Origin of the sequence: Rugosimonospora africana (assembly GCF_016862975.1) — a bacterium.
Taxonomy (GTDB): Bacteria; Actinomycetota; Actinomycetes; order Mycobacteriales; family Micromonosporaceae; genus Rugosimonospora; species Rugosimonospora africana.
Window position 1 is genome coordinate 26656 of record NZ_BONZ01000020.1, and the last position, 20550, is coordinate 47205.

Consider the following 20550-nt stretch of genomic DNA (forward strand, 5'->3'; position numbering starts at 1 on the left):
TGTGCCGCGATCAGTGAGCGAACGCCTGGAACTCCGCCACGCGTACCTGGGCCGCGAACGGGCTCCCGGTGGCGCAGTCGGTCGTGGCGGCCGGATCGTTGTCCTGCTCACCGGCGTACCGGGGGCCGCCGGTGCACTGGCTCGCCAGTACCCGCAGGCGCAGGTGCGTGGCCCGGGTGGGCCTGATGTCGAACGAGCGCAGGTTCAGCTGCGGCGCAGTCGGCCGGAACGCCGCGGCCGGGAACGCGTCCGGGGCGCTGCGGTACACCTGGTGGTACCCGGCGTCGGTGGAGCAGTCCGAGACCGTCGCGTCGCAGGCCAGGATCGCGAACGAGCGCAGCGCGGAGAACCGGTTCTGGGTACCGGTGTCCACGTCGCCGGTGATCGCCGGGCGCAGCAGCGCGCTGACGTTCACCCGCCGTACCGTCTGCGGCCGGCCGCCGGCGAGCGCGACGGTGACCTGCCGGCCCGCGACGCCGTCCAGCGACGCCCAGTCGGTCGCCTCGGTGTCGTCCACGATCTTGTCGAGGTTGACGCCGTCGCCGGAGACCGTCGCGCCGGACGCGCCGGACGCCAGGTTGCGCGACAGGTCCGGCCTCAGGTCCTGCGTCTTGCCGTGGAACGACTGCCGCAACCTCTCCGTCCCGAATCCGGGGGCCGTGACGGTGAGGTCGAAGGACGTGCCCGGCACGATCGCGAAGGTGTCCGGGATCGGGGTCGCCGGGTCGGTGTCCGCGACCGGTACCGCCCGGGCCTCGTAGTCGCCGACATAGAGCCGGACCGGTGCCGTGGCGGCGTCGCCCTTCGGCTTCAGGGTGACCGTGACGTTCTTCGCGTACGGGGAGGCGAAGCTCGGCGTCGGATCCGTGTCGTTGGGGGCGGACGAGGCGTCCCGGCCCATGCCGGATTCCGCGAACGCGCCCCAGATCAGCGCCTGGTCGGCACCGTGGAACCGGGCCACGTCGGCGGCCAGCATGTTGTCCCGCATGTCGAGCATGCTGAACTGGCTGTCCGCCTCCAGCAGGTAGGAGTCGAACATGAGCTGGATCCAGCGCCGGTTGCCGGGGCAGGCGGTCACCGGGATCGCGCCCTGGGCGCAGGCCCGCTGGATGAGGGCGTTGCCCGTCCCGTACCGCTTGACGAACGCGTCGCGTACCCGCAGGTTCGTCGCGACCCAGATCTCGCCGTCCGCGTGCACCTCGGGGCCGACCAGGTCGAAGCCCACGTCCGAGTAGTTCAGCGGGCTTCGGCTGCCGTCGTAGTCGCGGATTCCGGTGACGTCGTTGCCGGTCACGTACGCGCCGACCACGAACGGGGTGGCGCCGGGCGCGCGCAGCCCGTTCTCGGCGAGGTACTCGACCGCGGTCAGGTCGCCCCACGCCTCCCCCATCGCCCCGCCCTGGAAGGAGGTGATGCCGCTGTCCGGACCGGCGATCATGCGGTTGGTGATGGCGTGGGTGTACTCGTGCCCGATCACCGTCATGTCGTAGTCGCCGTCGACGCACGGCGGGTAGGCCGCGCCCGCCTGGGGCTGCCACAGGAACATGTTGGTGGTCGGCGGCAGGCCGTCGGCCCCGGTGCCCTGGTTGGCGTTGTTGCGGCTGCCGGTCAGCGCGCCGGACTGTGCCCGGCCCTGCTCGGCGTCGGCGCCCTTGCCGGCTCCGCTGAGGTTGACCGCCTGCAGGTTCCAGGTCGCTTCGGTGAAGCCCAGGTGGTACGCGAAATCGTGCATGCTGTTGTGCATCGCGAACAGGTTCGTCACGGCCGCGTCGGCGTCGTTGCGCTGCGCCGAGGCGAACCCGGCCGGGTCGCACCGGGCGGCCTGCCACTGGTCGGTGAACGGGTAGGTGTACTCGCGGTCCGGGCTCGGGGTCGCGTTCACCGGGGTGCTGGTGCCGCCCCAGCGGACCGTGTCGTTGGCCGAGTTGCCGACCGACGTGCCGGTGGGCGCGCCGGTGGTCAGGTCGACGTCCCACGCCTGGCCGCTGACCGGGTCGCTGACCGTCTTCACGCAGCCGGGCTGCCAGTGCAGGCACCAGTGCACGCGGGGATCGGTACCGGGCTTCACGACCCGTGGCGCCGTCGCCGGGAACACCGCCCAGGTGGGGTTGTCGGAGTCGAAGTCGACGAGGTCCTCGCGGACCAGCACCCGACCGGTACGGGCGTCGACGTAGGTGTTGTACGCCGCCGGGTCGGCGGTGTCCGTCGAGATGAGCGTGACCAGGTACGCCGCGCGGGGACCGTCCAACGGAGTGGGTACCGCGACCTGACGGGTCTCGGGCGCCTGCACCCGGTCCCGGGACAGGCCGGCGTCGGCCAGCGCCGCGTCGACCGCCTCCGAGGCGGACAGCGTGGCCGGCTGCGGGGCGCGGGTGTCGCGGGACAGCGACGAGGTCACCCGGATCACCGAGCCGTGCGAGACCAGGATGGAGACCAGCCCGTCGTGGCCGGCCGGCAGGTCGCCGAACCGCTGGCGCAGCGTGACCACCGACGCGTCACCGATCGGCTGGACGAGCACCGTGTCCATCGCCGCGACGGTCGCCGCGTCGAAGCCGTACAGGTCGTGGTTGCCCACCAGGTACTGGCGGGCCGCGCTGTCCGGGTCGGCGGACAGGCCGGTCGCCAGGGCCGCTCCCGGACCCAGCGCGCGCGGGGTGCCGAGGGTGTTCCACGGTACGGCCCCCAGCCGGCCGGCCATCGCCCGCTGGGTCGCGTCCGGCGCCGCGGTACCGGCGCGGTTGTCCTCGTCCCGGGGACCGTGCCCCTCGCCGAGGAACGGCGACGCCGTGACGGACGCCGGCCTGTCGGGCGGGGCCGCGTGGGCGGCCGGGCCGGCGGCGGTCAGGCCGGCCACCACCACGGCCGCCAGCGGGTACCCGGCGGTCCATCTCGAACGGTGTCTGTTCATCCAGCCACGTCTGTGCACGTAAGCCACCTCCTTTGGTGACTGGTCTGGGTCGCGGCGCGCGTCAGACGCGCCGAGCCAGACCGGTCGCGGCAACGGGAAACCGCACCGGTTCACCGGTGCGACAGGGGACGAGGTTCGGAACCGGAAGAGATCGGGAGGGTGGTCGCGGGTGCTCGCGAGGGGCTCGCGGGTGGTCGCGGACAGTCGCGAAGATGCGCAATTGATCGACTAACCTCAATATTCGAACGTTACTCGTGGATAACAGATCGTGCCCCGGCGCGCAAGGATCGCCGGGCCCAGCGCCCGGCAGACCTCCAGTCTTCGTCAAGAAACGTCCGGAGATCATCGTCGGTCATCGAAGGATCCCTACGGTTGTGCCACGCGTTCCACGTCCCGGTTCCGCCCGGTTCCCGGCCCGACGCACGGCTGATCCCGCCGGGCCGGCGAGGCATCCGGGCCGGGTCGTGGGTCGGGCTGGCGAGAACTCAACGAACGGTGGGATGGACCGTGAAGACACGATTGATGCGCAGCGCCGCCGTGGCGTCAGTGTTGGTGTTGGTCGCGGCCGGCTGCGGCTCGAAGGGCGAGGCGACGGACACCGGAGCCAAGACCGGCACGCTGACCGTGGGCGCCTCCCTGTCGCTGACCGGTTCCCTCGCGCGGGAGGGGACACTGACCAAGGAGGGGTACCAGGTCTGCCAGGACGTGGTGAACAAAAAAGGCGGGGTCAGCGTCGGCGGCAAGAAGCTCACCCTGCAGATCCAGTACCAGGACGACACGTCCGCGCCGGACACCGCGGGCCAGCTGGTCGACCAGTTCAACGACAAGGGGGTACGGCTGATCCTCGGGCCGTACGGTTCGGCGACCACGGCGTCGACCGCCGCGGTGGTGGAGCGCAACGGACAGGTCATGGTGGACAGCTCCGGCGCCGATGACAGCATCTTCACCAAGGGCTACAAGCGCACCTTCGCGGTGCTCTCCCCGGCGACCGAGTACGCGGCGAGCATGGTCCAGGCGCTCTACGACCTGGCGAACCCGCGCCCGAAGACGCTCGCGTTCGTCTCCGCCGACGACGGCTTCTCCAAGACCGCCACCAAGGGCGGCGTCGACAAGGCCAAGCAGCTCGGCTTCACGGTGGTCGACACCGAGTACGTGCCCAACGGCACCTCGGACGTCTCCGCGGCGCTGACCAAGCTGAAGGGCAAGAACCCGGACGTCATCCTGGGCTCCGCGCACCTGGCCGAGGGCGTGGCCATCGTGAAGCAGAGCAAGGAACTGGGCATCACCCCGTCCGGCGGGTTCGCCGAGACGGTGGCGCCGCCGACCCCGGACTTCGCGCAGACGCTGGGTCCGGCCGCCAACGGCGTGCTCGGGTCGACCCAGTGGACGGTCAAGACCACGGGCAAGGACGACTGGTTCGGTACCGCGTCGGACTACGCCACCACGTTCAAGGCGGCGTTCTCCGGCCGGGAGCCGGAGTACCACGGCGCCGAGGCCACGGCCGCGTGCCTGGTGCTGGTGCTGGGCGTGCAGAAGGCCGGTTCGACCGAACCGGACAAGGTCCGGGACGCCATCGCCGGGCTCGACGAGCAGAGCTTCTTCGGGCCGCTGAAGTTCGCCCCCAACGGCGAGAACCTCACCAAGACCATGGCGGTCGTTCAGATCCAGAACGGCAAGCCGGTCGCGGTCTGGCCGAAGGAGTCCGCGGAGGCCGCCATGACGTGGCCCGGGACCACCTCATGAGTCAGTTCCTCCAGGCCACCCTGTACGGGCTGCTCCAGGGCGGAGTCTTCGCCCTGGTAGCGGTCGGCTTCTCGCTCGTCTGGGGGGTGATGAACGTGGTCAACCTGGCGCACGGCGCGTTCGTGGTGGCCGGCGCCTACCTGGCCTTCGAGCTGCACTCGTGGACCGGGATCGACCCGTTCCTGTCCGTACCGGTGGTGGCGGTGGCGCTGTTCGCCCTCGGGTACCTGGTGCAGCGGTACCTGGTCAACCTGGTCATCAACGCGCCGGTGTTCATCACGCTGCTGCTCACGTTCGGGCTCGAACTGGTCATCGTCAACGGGATGATCATGCTGTTCACGGCGAACTATCGTTCGATCCCGACCGGGTACGCGACCACGTCCCTGGCGCTGCCCGGCGACGTCCGGCTGCCACTGGGCCGGCTGATCGCCGCGCTGCTCGCGGTCGGGCTCACGCTGGCCCTCGGGTACCTGATGCGGCACACCCGGATCGGGCTGGCCATCCTGGCGACCGGGATGGACCGGGGCGCGGCCCGGCTGATGGGCATCAAGGCCGCGCACGTGTACGCGCTGACGTTCGGGCTGGCCGTCGCGCTGGCCGGCATCGCGGGTGCGGCGGTCGGCACCATCGGCACGTTCTCCCCCGCCGACGCCGGGCGGTTCACGCTGTTCAGCTTCGTCGCCGCGGTACTCGGCGGGCTGGGCACCATGTCCGGCGCGCTGTACGGGGGCCTGCTGCTCGGGCTGGCCGAGGCGTGGGGCGGGCAGTTGCTGCCCGGGACCCTGGTCAACGCCGTGGCCTTCGCCGTACTCGTGGTGGTGCTCGCGGTACGGCCGCAGGGGCTGGCCGGGCGCTCCTTCTACGCGGCCAGGGTCGAGGTGTGACCGGGGTGCCCACAGTGGACACTGCCGCGCCGGCCACCGGGTCGCCGGCCCGGCCGTCCGAACCGGGATCGGTGCTGCGGCCGCCCCGGTGGCGGCGAACGACGCCGTGGCTGCTGCTGGTGCTCGCGGTCGTCGCGGGCTTCGGCCTGCAGACCCAGCTCTACACCGGGCAGGAGCGCACGGCCAGCACGATCCTGATGTTCGTGTCGCTGGCCGTGGCGTGGAACCTCATCGGCGGCTACGCCGGGTACGCGTGCTTCGGCCAGGTCGGGTTCTTCGGTCTCGGCGGGTACACGACGGCGGTGCTGATGACCCACGCACGGCTGTCGTTCTGGCTGGCGCTGCCGGCCTCGGCGGTGCTCGTCGGGGTGTTCGCCGCGCTGATCGGCGCGCCGCTGCTGCGGCTGCGCGGGCACTACTTCGCGGTGGCCATGCTCGGGGTGGCCGAGGGGCTGCGCGAGGTGGTGACGAACGTGCCGGGGCTGACCGGCGGCGGTGCCGGGATCACCGTACCCACGGTCGACGCCGGGGCGCCGACCCGCTGGCTGGGCAACGACGGGTTCTACGTCCTGTTCCTGCTGCTGGCCGGGGTGCTGGTCGGCGTCGGGCTGCTGGTGTCCACCTCCCGCGCCGGGTACGCGCTGCGCGCGATCAACCAGGACGAGGACGCTGCGGCGGCGATGGGCATCAACACCACCGTGGCCAAGACGATGGCGCTGGCCGTCTCCGCCGCGTTGACCGGGGCGGTCGGCGCGGCGTACGCCTTCCAGCAGGTCACCATCTATCCGGAGCGGCTGTTCGACGTGGACATCACGGTGCTGATGGTCGTGATGGTGATGCTGGGTGGCGCGGGTACCGTGATCGGTCCGGTCATCGGCGCCGTCGCCGTCGCGTTCGCCTCCGAGTGGCTGCGCCAGCACTACCCGCTGGTGCACACGTTCCTGCTCGGCGGGCTCATCATCGCCGCGGTGATCCTGCTGCCCCAGGGCTTCACCACGTACGTCCACGACGCGGTGCGTACCCGGCGGTTCTCGCCGCTGGCCAACCTCCGGAGGTACCGGCTGTGACCGCGCCCATCCTGGCGGCGCGCGGCCTGTCCCGGCGCTTCGGCGGCCTGCGCGCCACCCACTCGGTGGACCTCGACCTGTACCCGGGCCAGATCCTCGGCGTCATCGGGCCCAATGGCGCCGGCAAGTCCACCCTCATCAACCTGCTGACCGGGCACCTGCGGCCACACGCCGGCACCGTGCTGCTCGACGGGCACGACGTCACCGGCAAGCGCCCCTGGCACATCGCCCAGGCCGGGGTCGCCCGCACGTTCCAGATCGTCAAGCCCTTCCGGGGCATGACGGTGGCGGACAACGTGGTGGTCGCGGGGCTGTACGGCGCGCGGGGACCGGCCGGCACCACGACCGGTGCGCCCGCCGGGGCGGTGGGCGGGCGGCGCTCCGGGACCGGCGCCGCCCGCCCGCGCGCCGGCCGGCGCACCCTGGCCGCGGTGCGGCGGGACGCGCTGGAGACCCTGGAACGGGTGGGCCTCGCCGACAAGGCGCACCTCGCGCCCGCCGAGCTGTCGGTGGCCGACGCCCGGCGGCTGGAACTGGCCAAGGCGCTCGGCCTGCGCCCCCGGGTGCTGCTGCTGGACGAGGTGCTCGCCGGGCTGCGACCCGGCGAGATCGGGCCGGCCCTGGAGCTGATCGGCTCGCTGCGCCGCGACGGCCTGGCGCTGCTCATGGTCGAGCACGTGATGAGCGCCATCTCCGCGGTCTGCGACCAGGTTCTCGTCCTGCACCAGGGCGAGGTGCTGACCACCGGCGAACCGACCGCCGTCCTGTCCGACCAGCGGGTCATCGCGGTGTACCTGGGCACCCGGTTCAACCAGTCCGGCTCGGCGCGTCGGACGCCACGCGGCGATTCCGACCCGTCGTCCGAGCAGTCGGGGCCAGCGCCACTGGCGGAGCGGGAAGAGGAGCCGCGATGAGTTTCGCGCTGGAGGGGATCAGCGCCGGCTACGGCCGGGTGCTGGTGTTGCACGACGTCACGGTCACCGTGGCGCCCGGCGAGATCGTGGCGCTGGTCGGCCCGAACGGCGCCGGGAAGTCCACGTTGCTGCGGGTGGCCTCGGGCATGGTACGGGCGAGCCGCGGCAGCGTACGCGTGGACGACCGCAACCTCGACCGCGCGTCGATCGAGCAGATCGCCCGGGCCGGGGTGGCCCACGTACCCGAGGGGCGGCGGCTGTTCCCCGGCCTGACCGTACGCGACAACCTGCGCCTCGGCGGCTGGCAGAACCGCAACCGGGACCTGGAGCCGGTGCTGGCCCTGTTCCCCCGGCTGGCCGACCGCCTGCGCCAGGCCGCCGGCTCGCTGTCCGGCGGCGAGCAGCAGATGTGCGCGATCGCGCGGGCGCTGATGAGCCAGCCCCGGTTCCTGCTCATCGACGAGCTGTCGCTCGGCCTCGCCCCGGTGCTCGTCGACGAGATCATGGCGCGGCTCGTCGCCATCGCCGCCACGGGCACCGGGATCCTGCTGGTGGAGCAGGACGCGGGCGCCGCGCTGGAGCTCGCGGCCCGGGGGTACGTGCTGGAGAACGGGGTGGTCGTGCTGGAGGGTCCGGCCGCCCAGCTCGCCGGCGACGCGCGGGTCCGCGAGGCGTACCTGGGGATCTGACGCGCGCCGGAGACTTGCGTGATTCTTGCGGTTGCGACCCTGATGCCGGACACGCCGCGCGCCTATGCTGCCGCTATGCGGGTGCTCCTGGTGGAGGACGACATCCGGGTCGCCGGCGCGTTGCACACCGCCCTCGCCCGGCGCGGGTACGACCTGTTGCACGCGTACAGCGCCGCTGAGGCGCTGGCCGCGCCGCACGTCGACCTCGTCCTGCTGGACCTCGGCCTGCCCGACCGGGACGGCATGGAGGTCTGCCGCGAACTGCGCCGCCGCGGCGACGTGGCCATCATCGCGGTGACCGCGCGGTCCGACGAGCGCGACCGGGTGGCCGGGTTGCGGGTCGGCGCGGACGACTACATCGTCAAGCCGTTCGGCATGGCCGAACTCCAGGCGCGCATCGAGGCCGTCATGCGCCGGGCGGTGCGGACCCGAGCGCACCACGGAGTCGTCCGGCTCGGCCCGATCGCGGTCGACCTGGACGCCCACCGGGTGACCGCGGGCGACACCGAGATCGTGCTGACCCGCAAGGAGTACGACATCCTGGCGGTACTGGTCCGGCACGGTGGAGCCGTGGTCACCCGGGACCAGTTGCTCGCCGAGGTCTGGCAGACCACCTGGACCGGCAACCCGCACACGGTCGAGGTGCACGTCGCCGCGCTGCGCGGCAAGCTGGGCGACCCGGGGCTGGTCCAGACCGTCCGCGGGGTCGGGTACCGGCTGCGCGCGGCGTCGGCCGGGGCACCGACCGCCGACCGGTAGCGGGGGCGGGATGCGCAACCGGTTGGTCCTCACGTACCTCGCCCTACTCACCCTCGTCCTGCTGTGCCTGGAGATCCCGCTCGGGATCAGCCTCGCCGTGCGGCGTACCCAGCAGACCGTGCTCGACCGCGACATCGACGCGACCCGGTTCGCCTCGCTCGCCGATCCGGCGCTGCGCACCGGCGAGCTGGTCACGCTGACCGCGGACCTGCGGCGCTACTACGAGCTGTACGGCATCGAAGCGGCGGTCGTGGACCGCGACGCCAACCTCGTCGTCACCACCGGCAACCGCGCCGACTTCACCACCTCGGCCATGCGCTACCCGATCGGCCAGGCGCTGGCCGGCGAGCGGATCGGCGCCGGCCGCACGGTCTGGCCGTGGCAGCACGCGCCGCTGGCCATCGCGGTACCGGTCAGTGCCGGCGGCGAGGTCACCGGCGCGGTGATCACGTTGTCTCCCACCGACCGGCTGCGCTCCGACGTGCTGCGCGGCTGGCTGGAGATGACCGGTGGCGGGCTGGCCGCGTACGCCCTGTTCTCGCTCGTCGCCCTCGCCCTGGCCCGGTGGCTGCTGCGCCCGGTCGCCCGGCTCGACGACGCTGCCCACCGGATCAGCGACGGCGCGCTGGACACCCGGGTACCCACCGCGCTCGGGCCGCCCGAGCTGCGCCGGCTCGTGCACTCCTTCAACACGATGGCCGACGAACTGGCCGACGCGTTGGAGCGCCAGCGGGCGTTCGTCGCGCAAGCCGGCCACCAGTTGCGCAACCCGCTGACCGCGCTGCGGCTGCGGGTGGAGGAGCTGGGTACGTTCATCGCCGACCCGACCGGAGGCGAGGAGCACCGGCTGGCGCTGGAGGAGACCGAGCGCCTGCGCCGCATCCTGGACGGCCTGCTCGCGCTGGCCCGGGCCGAACGCGGCCGGTACGCCCTCGAGACGGTCGACGCCGCGGCCACCGCCGACGAGCGGGTGGCCGGCTGGCAGCCGCTGGCCACGCAGCGGGGCATCACGCTGCGCCGTACCGGTGTCGGGCAGGCCCGCGCCCGGGCCGTGTCGACCGCCGTCGGCCAGGCCCTGGACGCCCTGATCGACAACGCGCTGAAGTTCGCGGGGCGCGGCGCGACCGTGGTGGTGGACGTCGCGGCCGACCCGGACGCCGTCGAGATCAGCGTGACCGACGACGGTCCGGGCCTCGGCGAGGCCGACTGCGGCCGGGCGACGGAACGGTTCTGGCGCGCCGCCCACGTACAGAACATCGACGGCACCGGGCTGGGACTGCCGATCGCCACCGTCCTGGTCGAGGCGTCCGGCGGGCGGCTCGACCTCCGCGCGGCGCGGCCCACCGGGCTGTGCGCGCGGCTGCGCTTCCCGGCCGCCACGCCGCCGGAACTGGCGGCCAGTCAGTTCTTGGCTTCCCGGTAGTAGCGCACCGCGCCCGGGTGCAGCGGCAGCGGATCGGTGGCGATCGCGGCGCCCCGGTCCAGCCGCTGCCCCTCCGGATGGGCGGCGGCCAGCAGGTTGCGGTGCTCGAAGAGGGCTTTGACCAGCCGGTACGCGAGCCGCTGCGGCATCGACCGCTCGACCACCAGGAAATTGGGTACGCCGACCGTGGCGGTGGGAACGTCCAGCCCGTACGCGGACGCCGGGATGGTCCGCGCGAAGTACACCTCGCCGTAGCGCTCGCGCAGCGCCGGCAGGTACCCGCTGAGGTCCACCAGGGTGATCGGTACCCGCCGGGACAGGTCCACGATCGCCGCCGTGGGTACGCCGCCGGAGAAGAACATCGCGTCCAGCACCCCGGCGGCCACCGCGCGCGCGGCCGCGTCCGGGTCCAACCCGTCGGCGCGCAGGTCGCGGGCAGGATCCATGCCGGCAAGGGACAGCAGCCGGGTCGCCACCACCTCGGTCGCCGACCCCACCGGCCCGATCGACACCCGGCGCCCGCGCAACTGCGACAGGACGGTCACCCGCAGATCCCGGCGCACCGCCAGGTGCAGGTAGTTCTCGTAGACCCGGGCCAGCGCCACGACCGGCAGCGGCGTGGCGAACGATGCCGTGCCCCGGTAGGCGTCGGCGGCCACGTCGGCGGTCGCGAACCCCACGGCCGACCCGTCATGGGAGACCAGGCGGAGGTTCTCCACGCTGGCGGCCGTCGCCAGGACCACCGGACGCAGCCTCGGCAGCGCGGCCTGCACCACGTTGGCGATGCCGTGCGCGTAGGCGTAATACACGCCGCCCTCCCCGCCGGAGGCGATCCGGAACGGGCCCGCCGGGAATTCTGACCCGGCCGAGCAGGCCGCCAGCGACCCGGCCAGGGCCGCCGGTACCGCGGCCAGGAGAGCGCGACGCGAGGCCGGGTGCGCCGTGACCGCCCGTACCGCCACGCCGGTCGCACCCCCTCCCTGTGACGTACGCCGCTGGGGCGCACCTTAGGGGGCTACCGGCGAGGAGGGAAGCGGCCGATCGACGGACTTGCCGAAATCGATGCGATGCGGGCTGGCCCGATCACCGTGCCGCCGGGACCGGCGGCGGTACCCAGGCGATGACCCGCCGCATGCCGCGCTCGGCCAGCTTCGGCGGGGTGAGCCGGACCACGAGGTCGCGCAGCGGGCCGGTCAGCGGCCCGTGCGCCTGCGAGATCCGGCTCATCCGGTGCGACGCCCGGACCACCGACTGGGTGCGCGGCCTGCGCTGGGCGTCGTACCGGCGCAGCGCGTCGGGCAACTCGACGTCGCCGGCAAGCGCGGCGGCGAGGGTGACCGCGTCCTCGATCGCCATGCAGGCACCCTGCCCGAGATCCGGGGTCATCGCGTGGGCCGCGTCGCCGACCAGGGCGACCCGGTCCGTGACGTAACCGGGCAGCGGCGTGCGCAGTTCGTACGTGTCGTGACGCAGGACGGCGGCGGGATCGGTACCGGTGATCAGCTCGGGGATCGGCGCGTGCCAGTCAGCGAAGCGGCGCAGCAGCTCGGCGCGCTCGTCCGGGCGCGCGTCCGGGTTCCCGCCGGCGGTGCCTGCCCGGGCCGGGACGCTGGCCGTAGCGAACCAGTACACCCGGCCGTCGCCCAGCGGCAGGATGCCGAACCGGGTGCCCCTCCCCCACGTCTCCCCGCTGGCCTCGACTGCCGAGGCCGGCGTCGTGACGCCACGCCAACTGGTGTAGCCGGCGTATGCCGGGCCCGGGTACGCCGGCCAGTGCGCGGCGCGCAGCCGGCTGCGCAGCCCGTCGGCGCCGACCACCAGGTCCGCGCCGGCGCTCAGGTCCCGGCCGGCCGCGCGGTAGCCGACCTCGACCCGGTCGGCCTCGACCCGGGTACCCACGACCTCCGCCCCCGCTGACAGCACGCCGTCCGGCAGCGCACCGGCGAGCGCGCCGTAGAGGTCCTGGCGGTGCACCGCGTACATGTCGTGGATCGGCTGCTGGCCGTCGACCCGCACCACCCAGCGCCCGGACGGGTCGCGCATCCCGGCCGGCCCGGCGACCCCGCCCGAGGGCAGCGCGCGGACCCGGTCGCCGACCCCGATCGCGTCCAGCGCGCGCAGAGCGTTGGGGAACAGCGTGATGCCGGCCCCGACCTCGCCCGGAACCTCGGCACGCTCCAGGATCCGCACCTGCCAGCCCGCCCGGATCAGTGCCAGCGCGCTGGTCAGTCCGCCGATCCCGGCTCCCACGACGATGGCCTGCCGCATGCCCGCCTCCTCTACAGCTGTAGAGACGTACTCTACACACGTAGAGGATGGGAGTGTGAAGTGCCATGGCCGCGACCGGCAGCCGGCGCGAGGCGATCGCCGAGGCGGCGGTGAGCGTCATCGCCGAGGCGGGCATCCGCGGCCTGACCCACCGGGCGGTGGACGAGGCCGCGGGGTTGCCGGCCGGCTCGACGTCGTACTACTTCCGCACCCGGGCGGCGCTGCTGGAAGCGGTGGTGGCGCACCTGGTCGCGGTCGACCGGGCCGCCTTCGCGGAGGCGGAGGGGGCCGGGGCGGCGCTGTTCCCGGCCGGGACGGATGGGCCGGTGCCGGGCGGGCCGGCGCTGTCTCCGGCCGGCCCGTCCGGAGCGGTGCCAGGCGGGCCGGGGACCGACAGTCCGGGCAGCCCAGACCAGGGCGGGCCGGGGACCGGCGGGCCGGGGACGGACTTGCCGCCACTGGGCGCCGCCGAGCTGGACGCGCTGGCCGGGGCGATGGCGGCCACGATCGACGCGATGCTGACCCGGCGCCGCCGGTACGCGCTGGCCCGGTACGCCTGCCTGCTGGAGGCGGCCCGCGTCCCGGCGCTGCGTTCGCTGCTGGCGGCCGGGGTGCCGTTCCGCGCGATGGCGGCCGACCTGCTCCGCCGCGCCGGCGCACCGCAGCCCGAGGCGCAGGCGGCCGACCTGGTCGCGTGCCTGGACGGATTGCTGTTCGACCGGCTGGCCGGGGCCGGCGCGCAACTGTCGCCGGCGCCCGGCACCGCGGCCGGGCGCGACCAACTGCGCGCGACCATCCGCTCACTGCTGGCCGGGATGACCGGCCGCTGAACGGCTGGCGGCGGTTCGCGGCCTGGCACGGCAGCGCGGAGTTGCCGGTCCGCACGCGGCTACGGCAGACTGCGCCGGATGAGCGACACGGTCAGCGTGTGGCCCCGGCCCGACTGGCAGCCCACCGGGTCACGCGCAGCGATGATGTTGCTGGCGTTCTCCGAGGATCCGCTGGACCCGGGCGACGACTTGTCCGCGTCCCGGTTCGGGTTGCCGTCACACGCCGCGATCGAGCAGTTGGACGTCCGGACCCACGCACGCGAGCAGGATCCCGGGTGGTTCGACGAGTGGCGCACGGACGCGCTGCGCCACATCGCCGAGGACGACCTGGCCGATCCGGCCAGCCTCGACGCGGCGCGGTACTGCCATTCGATCCGCATCGAGGTCGACGACCCGCGGGACCTCGGCCACGTCCAGGTCTGCTGGGCGGTCGCCTCGTGGCTCATGACCCGCGGTTGCCGCGCGATCCTGGACGGCTTCGCCTGCCGCTGGTGGGACCGGGACGCGGTGTCCCGCCTGTCCCCGGGGCGCCCGTTCGCGCTCGACGACGAGGTGCGGTTCATCTGCGAGACCGAGGCGACTCCCGGCTTCGGCCACGCGATGCACACCCGGGGGATGCTCAAGTTCGCCCGGCCGGACGTGATCTGCGGAGTGGAGCCGTCCGCGATCGGCCTGATGGAGCGGGTACTGCGACGGCTGGCCCGGATGCAGGCCGACGGCGCGGTGATCCCCGTCGGGCAGCGCCTGCGCGCGGACGAGTCACACACGTTCGTGATCGAGGCATACCGCCCCGGCGCCAACGGACCGCAGGTACACCTGAACAACGACGCCTTGCTCGTCACCGCGGCCTGACCCCGAACCCGCCGGCCACCGGACTGTCCGGAAGGCGACAATCGCCGCCGCGAGCTGCGGCGCGGCGTCCCTTACCACCCGAATAAAGGTGGTACGCCACGTACCGGTGACACATCGACGGCTGCTGCGAGTGAGGTCTCGGTAACGTTTAGTCGCCCCGTGACGATGCCACACGAGGGGGTCCTCGGTCGCGTCCGTGCACGGGGGAAAACCCGCACCGCGTGGCCGGTGCCGGGTGTGCGCGACCGCCGAGGCGTGGGCTACCGGGCTGACAAAAGGTGGGGGCGTTGATCCGGATCCTGTTAGGGCAACAAGGAACGCTGGTGCGCGCCGCGGTCGCGCGGCTGCTGTCGGAAGAGGAAGACCTCCAGGTCATCGCGGAACTCGCCGATGCCGAGGCGGTGTACTCGGTGGCCACCCGGGTACGGCCGAGCGTCGTGCTACTCGACCACGCGCTGCCCGGCACCCTGACCGTGAGCGAGGTGTGCGAGAAGCTGTGCGCGGCGCTCCCGGACTGTGCCGTGCTGACCCTGCTGGACCGGCGGTCCAGCGCGACGATGCTGGAGATCCTCACCCGGCTGGTGCCCCGGGTCGGCATCCTCACGGAGGAGGCGACGCCGTCGGAGCTGATCGACGGCATCCGGCAGATCGCGCGGGGCATCCCGGTGCTCGACGCGAGGCTGACGGTCGTCGCGCTGACTTACGGCAACAGCCCGCTGACCCAACGGGAACGCGACGTGCTGCGCCGGGCGTCGGGCGGCACGCCGGTCAAGGAGATCGCGGCGGAGATGTTCCTCAGCTGCGGCACGGTCCGCAACTACCTGTCCAGCAGCATCACCAAGACCGGAGCGCGCACGCGGATCGAGGCCATCCGCATCGCTCACGAAGCGGGCTGGATCTGAGCGGGCTGGATCTGAGCGGGCTGGATCTGGGCCGGCTGGACGATCTGAGCGGGCTGCGCGGACGCGACCGGGGGCGCGTCGGGCCGCGCGGGCGAGCGCACCTCAGGTCGTGCGGGCGCGGGCGCGGACGGGGCGGGTCGCACCGACGGAGCCGGCCGCGCGGGCGGGGCGGCGTGTGCCGACGGGGCGGCGTGCGCTGGCCCGGTCGGCGCCGGCCGGCTGGGTGGCCAGGCGGTCGCCGGAGGAGGAACCCGCCGGCCGGCCTCGCCGCCGTCCCAGTACCCGAGCAGGTCCCGGTACAGCGGCGAGACAGCCAACAGCGTCGCGTGGTCCCCGACGCTCGCGCTGACGCCGTCAAGCACGAGGATCCGGCGGGCCCGCAGCGCCGAGCTGATCCGGTGCGCGATCACGATGAGGGTGCCGCCCCGCCGGGCGAACGCCTCCTCCGCCCGGCGCTCCGCCGCCGGATCGAGGTGACAGGTGGCCTCGTCCAGCACCGCGATCGGTGCCGGCGACAGGTAGGCGCGCACCAGGCTGAGCAACTGCCGCTGGCCGGCGGACAGCTCGGCCGGCGCGACCGTCGCCGCCCAGCCGCCCAGCCCCACCACCAGCGAATCGGCCCCCACCGCGGCGGTCGCGGCGGAAACCTGTTCCGGCGTCGCGGCCGGGCACAGGTACGTGAGGTTGTCCCAGACGGTGCCGGCGAACACGTACGCCTCCTGCGGGATCAGTACCCGCAGCGCGGCCAGCCGCTGCACCGACATCGCGCCGGTCGCCGCGCCCCCGATCGCGATCGTGCCGCGGTCCGGTTGCAGCAGCCCGCAGACGATTCCGGCGAGCGTGGACTTGCCGATCCCGCTGGGCCCGACGACAGCGAGGTGGTCGCCGATCGGCACGTCCAGATCCAGGCCGCGCAGGACCGGCGCGGCGTGCGGCCCGTACGCGAAGGTGATGCCGCGCAGCGTCACGCCGTACCCGGCCTGCGGCCCGGGTGCCGTGGCGGCGGCCCGTACCGGTGACTCCGGCTCGGTGACGTCCAGGATGCGGCCCAGTACGACGGCGAACCGCAGCCCGCTGCCGCTCATGCTCTGCACCACCGTGTGCAGCGCGGGCTGCAGGCCGGTGAGCACGTACAGCAGGCCGCCCATGATGTCGCCGGTGGTCAGGCCGCGGCCGGACAGCCAGGGGCCGGCACCGAGCAGGACGATCAGCGGCACCCATCCGCCCACCGCGTAGCACACCGTACGCAGCGCCTGTACCCGGGCGAGCGCGCGCTCGGCGGCCACCTGTTCGGCGACGGGTACGGCGACCATCGTCGTCGCACTGTCCTCGATCCCGCAGGCGACGACGTCGCGGGTGCCGGCCAGTACCGCGCCGGCCGTCGAGGCCAGCCGCTCGTCCGCCCGGACGTAGTCGCGTTGCCGGGCCGCGGCCATGCCCAGAGTCAGCAGGAACGCGCCGAACCCGACCAGGAACGGTGGCATCACCAGCAGCAGGATGACCGGTGACAGCGACAGCAGGCCGATGACCGCGCCGATCACGATGATGACGAAGCTGCGCACCACCACGATCAGGCCGGCGTACGCGTCCCGGACGATCTCCACCTGATGGGTCAGCCGGGCCACCGCGCCGTCGTCACGCTGCCCGGCCACCCCACGGCGCAGCGCGCCGCGCACCACCCGGCGCACCAGGTCGTCGCGGAACGGCTCGACGATGTCGCCCAGCCGGCGGTACCCCTGGCGGGCACCGATCGAGCCGACGACCGCGGCGGCCAGCAGCACCGCCAGCCAGCCGAGTCCGGTCAGCGGCCGGCCGGCCAGGAACCCCGAGTCGACCGCGTGCGCGACGGCCAGCCCGGACACCGTGGCGGGTACCGCCTCGGGCACCGACCACCCGGCCAGCGCCAGCACCGGCCGGCGGCGCAGCGATGCCACGCCGAACCGCAGCGCCCGCCTCACTGGAAGACCGCCCGGTACCGCGCGTCGTCCCACAGCACCTCGTGCCGGCCGACCGCCCGCACCCGGCCGGCCTCCAGCCACACAACGAGGTCGGCCCGCGCCGCCGTGGCCGGCCGGTGGGTGACGATCAGCCGGGTACGCCGGCCGTGGTCCTCGGTCAGCGTCCGGCTGATCTGCATCTCGGTGACTATGTCCACGCTGGACGTCGCGTCGTCCAGGATCAGCACCCGGCCGGCCCGCCACGCCCGAGCAAGGCCCAGCCGCTGGTACTCGCCGCCGGACATCGGCGCCTCGGCCAGCGGGGTGTCGTACCCGAGGGGCAGCCGGCTGACGAAGTCGTGCGCGTGCGTGGCCCGGGCCGCCGCCCGCACCGAGACGAGATCCTGGCCCAGCCCGACCGCGTCGACGATCCGTTCACCGACCAGCACCGGGCGCTCGAAGGCGCAGCTGATCGCGGCGCGTAGCGCGCCCTGGTCCAGCCGCCACAGCGGCACGCCGTCCAGGTACACCTCACCCTCGTCCGGCTCACGCAGCCGGGCGGCGAGCGCGGCGAGCACCGACTTGCCGGCGCCGGACCGGCCGACCACCGCCACGGCAGCGCCGCCGGGCACCGTGAGGTCCACCGAGTCCAGCAGCGTGACCTCACCCTCGCGGGCGCTGACCGCCCGGAACCGCAGCGTCCCCGGCCCCTCGGGCGGGGCTTCGGCGCCGTATCCGGGCGCGGCCACGTCCAGTACCTCGCCGGTGCGCCGGGCGCCCGCACGGGCCCGGGCCAACTGGCCGATGACCCCGGTCAGGGCACCGAGGCCGGCTCCCATCGCCGCGTACCGGCTGGCCGCGAACAGGTCGCCGGCGGTGATCCGCCCGTACCCGAGGGCCAGCCCACCGGCGGCCAGCACGGCGACCTGTACCAGCGGGCCGACGATGCCGGCCTGGGCGCTGGCCCGGGACAGCACCCGCCAGGTCCGCGCGCCGTGTTCACGCAGCCGGGGCAGCGGCTCCAGCACCCGGCCCGTCTCCCGTTCCAGGGTGCCGGCCGCCGCGATGGTGCGTACCCCGGACAGCGACTCGGCGAGCAGCGCGGCGATCCGCCCCTGCACCCGCTGGTACCGGATGAGCACGTCGGCGGTACGCCGGGCGAAGGCCCGCAGCATGACCGCCACCAGGGTCAGCCCGGCCAGGAACGCCCCGGCGAGCCAGGGGTCGATGAGTGCGAGCAGCACCAGGCTGCCGATCGGCGGCAGGACCCCGGTGACCACCGAGAGAAGGCTGGGGCCGGCCAGGGCGGCGTCCGCCGCGTTCGCGGTGACCCGGGAGACCGAGTCGCCGGTCTCGAACCCGCCCCTGGGGCCGATCGCCAGCAGGTGGCGCACGAGGCGCCGACGCAGCCAGGCGGTGGTGTCCGCGACGCAGACCGTGCTGGCGTACGCCACGACCAGGTCGCAGGCCACGCTCAGGACGATCAGCGCGGCGGAGAACTCCATCCACCGGGCGCCACCGGCACTACCGGCGCCGGCGACGATCGCGTCGACGGCGCGGCCGAGCACCGCCGGCAGTGCGAGGTCGCTCGCCGTCCCGGCGAGGGACGCGAGTCCGATCAGCGGCAGCCACGCGCCGCCGTGGCGGGCGATGGTGCGGAGCGTCGCCGCGCCCCGCTCCCGTTCGTGCGCGCCCGGCCGCCGGCCGGGTGCGGTGCGCCGCTGTCGCGGCGGCCGACCGGGTTCCGCGCGCGGACCTGGCCGCGGGCGCGGGCGCGGTCCCGGGCGACCCACCGCCGCCCGGGACCGTTCAAGGGGTTGCGCCGTCAGAGGCAGGTCACCAGGCTCAGCGAGCTGGCCACACAGATCAGCAGGCTGGCACTGCTGGCGTGCCCGCCGTGACCGCCGTGGTTCCCCGGCGCCGACGGCTCCATGCCTTGCAGATCGAGAAGCGCCATGTTGATGGCTCCTTTCGTGGGACGTTTTCACCTACCCGCGCCCCTGTGGCGCGGGAGCTTGTGGAGCCTGCCGGCCGGCCCTGGGCAGCAGCGGCAGGTGAACGGGCTGCCCGTGCAGGGCGGCGCCGACCGCCAGCAGCACCCCGGCGGTACCGGTGGCGAGGTCCATCGACAGGCGCAGCAGCTGGTCGCCGGGGAAGGCGACCCCGCCGGCGAACGGCAGCGCGTGCCAGGACAGGGCGGACAGCTGCGCCAGGACCTCCGGGTCGGTTTCCGGGGCGGCGGTGGCTTGCCCGGCCAGGTACAGCAGCATCCCGGCCCGGCCGCCGAACACTCCGGGCTGGACGTACAGCGGCGAGCACGCGGCCCGGCGCACGGCGTGGCTGGCCTGCTCGAACTGCTCGTCGGGCCGGCGGGCGAGGTACTCGCCGAGCGCGACGCCGACGCCCGCGCTGCCGAACCCGAGGTACGGCATGGTGCGCCAGCCCTCGTTGACCTCCAGGACGCCGTTGTCCCGGAGCACGCACCGGCGCAGGTCCTGGCGCAGCGCCACGGCGGCCCGGTCGAGGTACGCCCGGTCGCCGGTGCGGTCGTACGCGCCGATCAGCAGCAGCGCCGGGCCGGACGAGCCGCGCAGCAGGCCCGCGTACGGCTGGTCGAGGCCGCTGGTCTCGCCGACCGAGTCCTCCTCGCCCAGCCGCTCGGCGACCAGCGCGACGGCCCGGTCGGCGGCGTCGCGCAGGGCGGAGTCGCCGGTGCGGTCGGCGAGGTGGGCCAGGTTGAGCCCGATCCCGGACAGCCCGCCGAACAGGTCGAGCCCCAGGCTCTCCCACCCGTCGCCGAGGCACATGTCCAGCGTGTCGAGCGCTTCCGCCCGGTACCCGAGGTGGTCCAGCGCGAACGCCACCCCGTGCAGGCCGTCGTACAGGCCCATCATGGTGCCCTGCGGCGGCTGTTTGACCTGGCGCAGCAGCCACTCCTCGTGCTCCGGGCAGCGGCCGGCTCCGGTGACTGACAGCGCGTACAGCACGCCGGCCGCGCCGTAGGCCAGCCCCAGGCCGCCGAGCCGGAACTGCTCGATGTCGCCGGGAAACAGCCGGTCGACGCGTTCCGGGGTGGCGCTGGCGAGGATGGCGCGGACCAGGCGCTCGCGGATTCCTGGCCAGTCGGCCGGGTCGAGCGTCGCCGTCGCGGCGTCCGGCCGCGCACCGGTGGCGGCCCCGGTCGCGGTTCCGGGGACGCCCGCCGGGATGACCGGCGCCGACTCGACCGGTGCCGGGTCGAGCGGCGCCGGCCCGTCCGGAACCGGCAGATCACGGGTTCGCGGGGCGGCGGGGTGGGGGGCGGGGCGCGCTGTGGCCGCGCGCGGGTCAGCGGTGCGTGGGTCAGCGGTGCGCGGGGCGGGAACCGGCGGGGG

The 20550-nt window shown here is 74.0% G+C and carries 17 protein-coding genes; 10 read left to right on the forward strand and 7 right to left on the reverse strand.

From position 1 onward, the window contains the following. Positions 1-10 precede the first annotated feature (10 nt). A complete protein-coding gene (locus tag Raf01_RS10825) occupies positions 11-2908 on the reverse strand; it encodes a M36 family metallopeptidase (RefSeq protein WP_203917654.1) in 2898 nt (965 codons plus the stop codon). A gap of 507 nt (positions 2909-3415) precedes the next feature. Here Raf01_RS10825 and Raf01_RS10830 point away from each other — a divergent pair. From Raf01_RS10830 to Raf01_RS10860, 7 genes are all read left to right on the forward strand, one after another. Continuing rightward, positions 3416-4651: an amino acid ABC transporter substrate-binding protein gene (locus Raf01_RS10830; protein WP_203917655.1), complete on the forward strand. Its 1236-nt coding sequence runs from the start codon at positions 3416-3418 to the stop codon at positions 4649-4651. Beyond that, positions 4648-5535 (forward strand): branched-chain amino acid ABC transporter permease, encoded by an 888-nt coding sequence (locus Raf01_RS10835; protein ID WP_203917656.1) that lies wholly within the window; start codon positions 4648-4650, stop codon positions 5533-5535. The genes Raf01_RS10830 and Raf01_RS10835 overlap by 4 nt, the downstream gene beginning before the upstream one ends. Then, complete coding sequence (locus Raf01_RS10840; protein ID WP_203917657.1) at positions 5532-6602, forward strand: branched-chain amino acid ABC transporter permease; 1071 nt, start codon at positions 5532-5534, stop codon at positions 6600-6602. The genes Raf01_RS10835 and Raf01_RS10840 overlap by 4 nt, the downstream gene beginning before the upstream one ends. Further along, positions 6599-7516: an ABC transporter ATP-binding protein gene (locus Raf01_RS10845; protein ID WP_203917658.1), complete on the forward strand. Its 918-nt coding sequence runs from the start codon at positions 6599-6601 to the stop codon at positions 7514-7516. Before Raf01_RS10840 ends, Raf01_RS10845 begins: the two co-directional genes overlap by 4 nt. After that, positions 7513-8205: an ABC transporter ATP-binding protein gene (locus tag Raf01_RS10850; protein ID WP_203917659.1), complete on the forward strand. Its 693-nt coding sequence runs from the start codon at positions 7513-7515 to the stop codon at positions 8203-8205. The genes Raf01_RS10845 and Raf01_RS10850 overlap by 4 nt, the downstream gene beginning before the upstream one ends. Positions 8206-8280: 75 nt before the next feature. Then, positions 8281-8964 carry a response regulator transcription factor gene (locus tag Raf01_RS10855; protein WP_203917660.1) on the forward strand — a complete coding sequence of 228 codons (684 nt, stop codon included), beginning with the start codon at positions 8281-8283 and terminating at the stop codon, positions 8962-8964. 10 nt (positions 8965-8974) lie between these two features. Further along, a complete protein-coding gene (locus Raf01_RS10860) occupies positions 8975-10387 on the forward strand; it encodes a sensor histidine kinase (protein ID WP_203917661.1) in 1413 nt (470 codons plus the stop codon). Here Raf01_RS10860 and Raf01_RS10865 read toward each other — a convergent pair. Both Raf01_RS10865 and Raf01_RS10870 read right to left on the reverse strand, forming a co-directional pair. Continuing rightward, positions 10366-11349, reverse strand: a complete 984-nt coding sequence (locus Raf01_RS10865) for a TAXI family TRAP transporter solute-binding subunit (protein ID WP_203917662.1) — start codon at positions 11347-11349, stop codon at positions 10366-10368. The two genes, Raf01_RS10860 and Raf01_RS10865, sit on opposite strands and share 22 nt — an antisense overlap. A gap of 121 nt (positions 11350-11470) precedes the next feature. Next, a complete protein-coding gene (locus Raf01_RS10870) occupies positions 11471-12655 on the reverse strand; it encodes an FAD-dependent monooxygenase (protein ID WP_203917663.1) in 1185 nt (394 codons plus the stop codon). Positions 12656-12720: 65 nt separating this feature from the next. Between Raf01_RS10870 and Raf01_RS10875 the strand changes: the two genes are divergently transcribed. The 3 genes from Raf01_RS10875 (at position 12721) to Raf01_RS10885 (ending at position 15239) form a co-directional block, all read left to right on the forward strand. Further along, on the forward strand, positions 12721-13485 hold the full coding sequence (locus tag Raf01_RS10875) for a TetR/AcrR family transcriptional regulator (protein ID WP_203917664.1): 765 nt from the start codon (positions 12721-12723) through the stop codon (positions 13483-13485). 78 nt (positions 13486-13563) lie between these two features. Beyond that, positions 13564-14337 carry a hypothetical protein gene (locus Raf01_RS10880; protein WP_203917665.1) on the forward strand — a complete coding sequence of 258 codons (774 nt, stop codon included), beginning with the start codon at positions 13564-13566 and terminating at the stop codon, positions 14335-14337. A 323-nt stretch (positions 14338-14660) separates the two neighbouring features. Then, on the forward strand, positions 14661-15239 hold the full coding sequence (locus Raf01_RS10885; protein WP_239133517.1) for a response regulator transcription factor: 579 nt from the start codon (positions 14661-14663) through the stop codon (positions 15237-15239). On the opposite strand, the gene Raf01_RS10890 is transcribed toward Raf01_RS10885, so the two are convergent. The 4 genes from Raf01_RS10890 to Raf01_RS10905 all read right to left on the reverse strand — a co-directional run. Continuing rightward, positions 15218-17197, reverse strand: coding sequence for an ATP-binding cassette domain-containing protein (locus tag Raf01_RS10890; RefSeq protein ID WP_203917666.1), 1980 nt, complete (start codon positions 17195-17197; stop codon positions 15218-15220). The two genes, Raf01_RS10885 and Raf01_RS10890, sit on opposite strands and share 22 nt — an antisense overlap. Beyond that, positions 17194-18969 (reverse strand): ABC transporter ATP-binding protein, encoded by a 1776-nt coding sequence (locus tag Raf01_RS10895; protein WP_239133518.1) that lies wholly within the window; start codon positions 18967-18969, stop codon positions 17194-17196. The genes Raf01_RS10890 and Raf01_RS10895 overlap by 4 nt, the downstream gene beginning before the upstream one ends. A 32-nt stretch (positions 18970-19001) precedes the next feature. Further along, positions 19002-19133 (reverse strand): SapB/AmfS family lanthipeptide, encoded by a 132-nt coding sequence (locus Raf01_RS10900; RefSeq protein WP_203917667.1) that lies wholly within the window; start codon positions 19131-19133, stop codon positions 19002-19004. 31 nt (positions 19134-19164) lie between these two features. After that, on the reverse strand, positions 19165-20550 hold a 1386-nt coding region (locus tag Raf01_RS10905), incomplete at its 5' end, for a lanthionine synthetase LanC family protein (protein WP_203917668.1).

Coding starts and splice junctions, on each gene's coding strand:
- Raf01_RS10825 (WP_203917654.1), bottom strand. CDS start 2,908: ATGAACAGACACCGTTCGAGATGGACCGCCGGGTACCCGCTGGCGGCC.
- Raf01_RS10835 (WP_203917656.1), top strand. CDS start 4,648: ATGAGTCAGTTCCTCCAGGCCACCCTGTACGGGCTGCTCCAGGGCGGA.
- Raf01_RS10850 (WP_203917659.1), top strand. CDS start 7,513: ATGAGTTTCGCGCTGGAGGGGATCAGCGCCGGCTACGGCCGGGTGCTG.
- Raf01_RS10855 (WP_203917660.1), top strand. CDS start 8,281: ATGCGGGTGCTCCTGGTGGAGGACGACATCCGGGTCGCCGGCGCGTTG.
- Raf01_RS10860 (WP_203917661.1), top strand. CDS start 8,975: ATGCGCAACCGGTTGGTCCTCACGTACCTCGCCCTACTCACCCTCGTC.
- Raf01_RS10870 (WP_203917663.1), bottom strand. CDS start 12,655: ATGCGGCAGGCCATCGTCGTGGGAGCCGGGATCGGCGGACTGACCAGC.
- Raf01_RS10875 (WP_203917664.1), top strand. CDS start 12,721: ATGGCCGCGACCGGCAGCCGGCGCGAGGCGATCGCCGAGGCGGCGGTG.
- Raf01_RS10880 (WP_203917665.1), top strand. CDS start 13,564: ATGAGCGACACGGTCAGCGTGTGGCCCCGGCCCGACTGGCAGCCCACC.
- Raf01_RS10900 (WP_203917667.1), bottom strand. CDS start 19,133: ATGGCGCTTCTCGATCTGCAAGGCATGGAGCCGTCGGCGCCGGGGAAC.